Annotated in this window: 2 protein-coding genes and 1 pseudogene; 1 reads left to right on the forward strand and 2 read right to left on the reverse strand. The window is 72.4% G+C overall.

The features are described 5' to 3' along the window. Both AB0M20_RS39095 and AB0M20_RS39100 read right to left on the reverse strand, forming a co-directional pair. The coding region (locus AB0M20_RS39095; RefSeq protein ID WP_364306064.1) for an extracellular solute-binding protein at nucleotides 1-464 on the reverse strand (464 nt) is incomplete at its 3' end. Between the two features lie 117 nt (nucleotides 465-581). Further along, nucleotides 582-1,811 (reverse strand): ROK family transcriptional regulator, encoded by a 1,230-nt coding sequence (locus AB0M20_RS39100; protein WP_364306066.1) that lies wholly within the window; start codon nucleotides 1,809-1,811, stop codon nucleotides 582-584. Nucleotides 1,812-1,945: 134 nt separating this feature from the next. Here AB0M20_RS39100 and AB0M20_RS39105 point away from each other — a divergent pair. Continuing rightward, nucleotides 1,946-2,286, forward strand: a pseudogene (locus AB0M20_RS39105) (cyclase family protein); the annotation flags it as partial.

A 2,286-nucleotide genomic window follows, 5' to 3' on the forward strand; every position in this document is an offset into this window, starting at 1 on the left:
GGCTGGGCGTACACCTTCCCGTCGAGGCTGAACAGTGCCTCATTGCCGGCCGGGATCAGCGCCGCCGTCTCCTTCCCGAGCGGCTCGATGTAGCCGGCCTTCGCCAGCGGGAGCACCGCGTTCGCGTTGCCGGAGCCGGGGGAGAACATCATCACGTCCGCGGCGTTGCCGCCCTGGAGCTGCGTCCGCACGACGGTGCCGTAGCTGTCCGGCGGCAGGCCCTTGGCGTCGACCTTCACGCCGGTTTCCTTGGCGTACAGGTCGGACACGACGACCCACGGGTTCTTCGCCCCGCCGCTGGCGTTCTCGAACGTGAAGCTGAAGGAGTTCGCCGCGCCGCCGCCGGCGCCGTCGTCGCCGTCGTCACTGGCCGAGCTGCACCCGGCGAGCAGCAGAGCACCCAGCGCGGGGGCGGTCAGGAACACGCCGAGACGGCGGCGTCTTGAAGATCCGGGAGAGGTCATGGGAGGGCCTTTCGAGCGGCGTGACGAGTGCCACCACCTTCTTCCGCCCAGTGGAGGAAGTCAACGAATCGCGTGCCCAGGTCTGCTGATGCGGGGTATCAGCGCCGTCCATACCCCCTAAGCGTCGGCGTCGACGCCCAGCAGGGCGGGCAGTTGAGCCGGGGAGAACAGCTGGTCGAGGGCGAACTGCGCCGCTCCGATCACGCCGGCGACCTCCTCGTCCACGGCCGACAACTCGATCCGCAGATCCTGGGTGGCCGCCGGCGGGACGTGCCGGAGGATGGACGCGCGGACGGCGCCCAGGATGCGTACGCCGGCGCGAGCGATGCCGCCGCCGATGATCACCAGATCCGGGTTGTACGCGTTGACCAGCATGCCCAGACTCGCCCCCAGCACGGTCGCGGAGTCGTTGAGAAGCCGCCGCGCCGCCGGATCGCCCTGCTCCGCGGCCAGCGTGATGTCCAGCGGCCGCAGCGTCCCGGTGTCCGCCAGGACGGCCGCCAATGCCGGACTCTGCCCCGCCTCGGCCAGCTTCCGGCCGTCCCGGGTCAGGGCCGGGCCGCCGATGACGGCCTCGAGGCAGCCGGCGTTCCCACAGTGGCAGACGACCTCGTCGGCACCGGGCACGGGCACGTGCCCGATGGCACCCGCCAGTCCCCGCGACCCTCGGTAGAGGCGACCGTCCACCACGGCTGCGGCGCCGATGCCCGCCCCGCCGCCCAGATAGATCATGTGCTGGGACCGCCCCGCCAGCGGGTTGACCCGCCGCTCGCCGAGCGCCAGCAGGTTGACCCGGTCGTCCATCCACACCGGGGCCGACCACAGGGACACCAGCCGCTCGCGGATCGGATGTGGGCTCCACTCCGGCATCGTCGGCAGTGCGACCGGAGCTCCGTCGTCGAAACTGACCGGTTCCGGCATGCCGAGCGCAACCGACCGCAGCCCGCCGCGGACGCCGGCCTCGTCCAGGAGCGCGGCGCTCATGCTCTCCACCCGGGCGAGGACCGCCGCGGGGCCGTACGCGACGTCGATGTGCTCGTGCCTGGTGGCCAGCATCGTCCCGGCCAGGTCGGCGAGCCCGACCACCAGCTCGTGCGAGGCGATGTCGACGCCGAGGACGAAGCCCGCCTCCGCCCGCAGCCGTAGCCGTCGTGGCGCCCGGCCGCCGGTGGACACGCCGAGGCCGTCCGGCGCGAGCAGCCCCGCGGCCTCCAGCTCGGCGACCCGCCGGGCGATGATGCTGCGCCCGAGCCCCACCCGATCGACCAGCATGGGCTGGGTGATGCCCTCGTCGTCCCGGACGGCGTCCAGCACGGCGGCCAGCCCGGTGAAGCGCTCACTCGGCATGGAAGAACCTCACCCGTGCATCATCCCCGACGGCCGGATCGCCCTGCTCGGCGGACTGTTATAGACCGCCGTGATGCCGGGCATCACGCATTCGGTGTTCCCGGGCACCGTTGCCAGGACCGACCGTAGACGATGTGAACAGCGCCCCGGACATCCCGCCGCTCGACCGGACCGACCCGGAGAGCGCCATCGCCGCTGCCGCCAAGCGGTGCTCCAACTGGGGGCGCTGGGGCGACGACGACGTGCTCGGAACGCTGAACTTCCTGGACGCGGCTAAGCGCCGCGAAGGCGCGGCGCTCGTCCGCCGCGGGGTGACCTTCTCGCTCGCGCAGTCCTTCGACGGCAACGGCCCGCAGAAGGGCTGGCGCCGGCGGACCAACCCGGTGCACACCATGCTCGACACCGGCCTGGACGCCGAGCGCGGACAGGGTTTCCCGCACGGGCTGGGCGGCGCCGACGACGTGGTGTTCATGCC

Source organism: Actinoplanes sp. NPDC051633 (assembly GCF_040681735.1).
Classification (GTDB): Bacteria; Actinomycetota; Actinomycetes; order Mycobacteriales; family Micromonosporaceae; genus Actinoplanes.